Source organism: Desulfosarcina sp. (assembly GCF_033791525.1).
Taxonomy (GTDB): Bacteria; Desulfobacterota; Desulfobacteria; order Desulfobacterales; family Desulfosarcinaceae; genus Desulfosarcina.
Map to the genome: position 1 here is coordinate 1 of NZ_JASJGN010000431.1, position 2,904 is coordinate 2,904.

Genomic DNA, 2,904 nt, shown 5'->3' on the forward strand with positions numbered 1-2,904 from the left:
GAAGATTCCTCAATGGAAACACCAGATTCACCATCCAGTCTTTTGGTGTGCCCCGATGGTTTCGAACTGGCGGAATCCGAGTTTGCCGATGGCGGCTTGTTTGACAACCTGCCGATTGGCCTGGCACGCACGCTTTCTGAATCCAGCCTGCCGCACACGCAAAAACCTTTGCCGGTCAAGTATCTTTATCTCGATCCCAATCGTGAACGTTATGAAACCGTTACAGAAATTGAAAAGCGGGCATGCGACGGCGAAAACCCGCCTGAGGCATGCCGTGAATTAGCTTACAATCTGGCCTCTGAAGCGGTCATTCTTGGCGGTGCGATAGGAACGGCCCGCAGATATGAACTCTACCGAGAATTGACCGGAGACAACTGGAGGCTTAATCTTTCCCAGTTAACCCGTAAGACAGCGGACCTTATCGATGCCAACCGGCCTGATATGCAGTGTGATTCCGCTCTGCCCTATTTTGATGGCCAACTCAGTTGCAGCGATCGTTTGCGGTATGCTGCACGACTTTTGGAACTGACCCATACCCACCGAATTTCTCCCATCATCGCCCCGCTGTCCTCACAGCGTTTATTGCAGGAGAAAATCGCCACGACATGCCTGCCGCCTTCAGAATCAGCTGATCCGTCCATCGCCTCCGCCTGCAGAATCGACGCGCCACGATTCAGAAAACAGCTGGCCGGTGTGCTACTGGACCTGTCCGAAGCAATCGGCCCCGAGGAAGGTAACCTCACAACGGATATCCGGCGTTCGGCGTTGTCGATCGAATCGGACCGATTGATCCATTTAACCAGTCGCGGGAATCCCATCACCGGCTTGCTGCTCGACTCTTTTGGCGCTTTCTTCGACTATAAATTCCGCGAATTCGACTACTATGCCGGTGTCTACGATGCCATCGTCGTGATTGCCAATACCCAGTGCACGGGCAATTATCCCTTTTCGAACCAGCAGGCCCAGCAATCGGACTGCCGTGATCGGCTGAGTGAACAACTGTATAACCTTTTGGGGGTGGCCGATAATCCCAAGAGCAGATATGCGTTTGCCCTGATGGCAAAGCAGGAATTTAGCAATGAAGGCGGTTTGCGTTATGCCTACGATCCAATACCGCCGGAAGATCGCGATGTGCGGATCATCTTCGACGGACTCAACCAATCCTTTTTGGCCGACGGTAAAAATGAAGTCGAGACAGATGCAAAAGAAACAGCCGAAAGTGAGTTTTTCAAACACCTCCGGGCAGAAGGATTCGAACCCACCGCACCACCTGAAGGCGGGAAACCCCTGTTAAGCCTTATCATGGATGATCCGGAGTACTGGTCGAATGAATTGGTCAAGCGAGCAACCAATCGGTTGATATACCTCGAACAGCAAGCGGAGGTTATTTACCAGGCCCGCGAACCCGACCCTGAGAAACGGGAAAACGCCAATACGGCGCTTATGGGTGCCGGTGCCCTGGCGCTTCGAACGGCGACGTATAAATATCCTGCCTTCACGTTCTCGCCGTCGACTGCACCGGACTCCTGGTTCTGGCGCAACATCATACCGTATGAAGCCGCATTCGATCTAAAGGATGGCGACACGCTTTTTTTCTGGCAGCCCACTTGGAATCTCGATCATGTCAATGTCGGCATTCGTTTTGGGTTGGGGTTTACCGGGGGCGTATTCAATTCCAATGCGGATGAACAGCGTGAGAATTATGGCATCCTGGGGCTGGATTTGACGAGAAACGAAAAAACGGCGCTGTTCTCCGGATGGGGGGTTACCCCGGCCATCTATCACAACTGGACGAAACCGGCAGGCATGGACCAGACGAGCCTGGGTTTGGATGTGCATGTCAATTTTTTTAAAAACCGGGTACGCGTCAGTCTGGGGGCACGAGATGTCATCAATAACGCTGACGATACCCTATTCCTGACAATTGGCATTGCCGATCTGCCTGGCCTGATCTACTGGATGAGTCGTTGATCAACCAGTTACCCGATGAGTGCGTGCAATGAGCGGGGACATACAGGCTGTTTCCTGGAACCCAACGACATAAACATCGGCTGCGGTCAAGTGGTCGTCCGTATGCACACCATTTCGATCATTTTTAGACTGAGCATGACACCGTATCGGTAGGAGCTCATCTGACAAACTCTATTTCGTTGGCTTCGATGCTATTGATGGTAAACTGATGGAGATCAACTGTGTCAGTCTGAACTGCATTCCGCGGATCAACCAGCTGACCGGCCTACGCCTCGAATGCAAATTTATTGACTTCATCGAACAACTGATCGGCACCGGTGTTTGCGGCTCCAGCCTGAAGCCGGGCCTAATCTGGACCACATACCCTATATTGTTGTGCTCTATGTTCGGCCCTTTTTTCAGTAACTGGCAGGAAAGCACACGAATCGATGGGGCTCATTTTCGTATGATACCCACAACAAACATTGTGTTGGTGCCACCTTCCAAAAGCTACGTTCCACGTAACTCAACACACTTCCGGTGAGTGTCAATCAGTATCTGCCATGGCGCCTAACCGGCTTGACAGGTTTTAAGTGTCCATTATTTCTTTGTTCAACATGTCAGGCACGGAGGATATAGATTATTTACCTGCCAAACCAAAACGGATTAACATCGAACATCCAGCATCGCTTTGTGAATAAGGTCTATTCATTTAATAGCTGACAGAGCGAAGCGACTTAACCATTCGACGTTCAGCGTTCGATATTCAATATTCGATGTTAAAAGCAATTTATTTTTCCGTTTTGTATTCTCGCCGGAACGGCCCGACCCTTTTCGGGTCGTCTCACCGGTTTTTCACCGGACGTAAAAAGAGCAGCATTCCCCAGGCAACCAGGGCCATGGCGGTCACGATTCGGAAGGTCGGCTGGTAACTGCCGGTGAGGTCGAACAGAT

At 51.3% G+C, this 2,904-nt stretch carries 2 protein-coding genes; both read left to right on the forward strand.

The features are described from left to right. Positions 1–1,971, forward strand: a 1,971-nt coding sequence (locus tag QNK41_RS20630; RefSeq protein WP_319261006.1) for a hypothetical protein, incomplete at its 5' end; no start/stop codon positions are given. A gap of 145 nt (positions 1,972–2,116) precedes the next feature. Beyond that, positions 2,117–2,494, forward strand: coding sequence for a hypothetical protein (locus tag QNK41_RS23160; protein WP_413815190.1), 378 nt, complete (start codon positions 2,117–2,119; stop codon positions 2,492–2,494). The last annotated feature ends 410 nt before the right edge of the window (positions 2,495–2,904 follow it).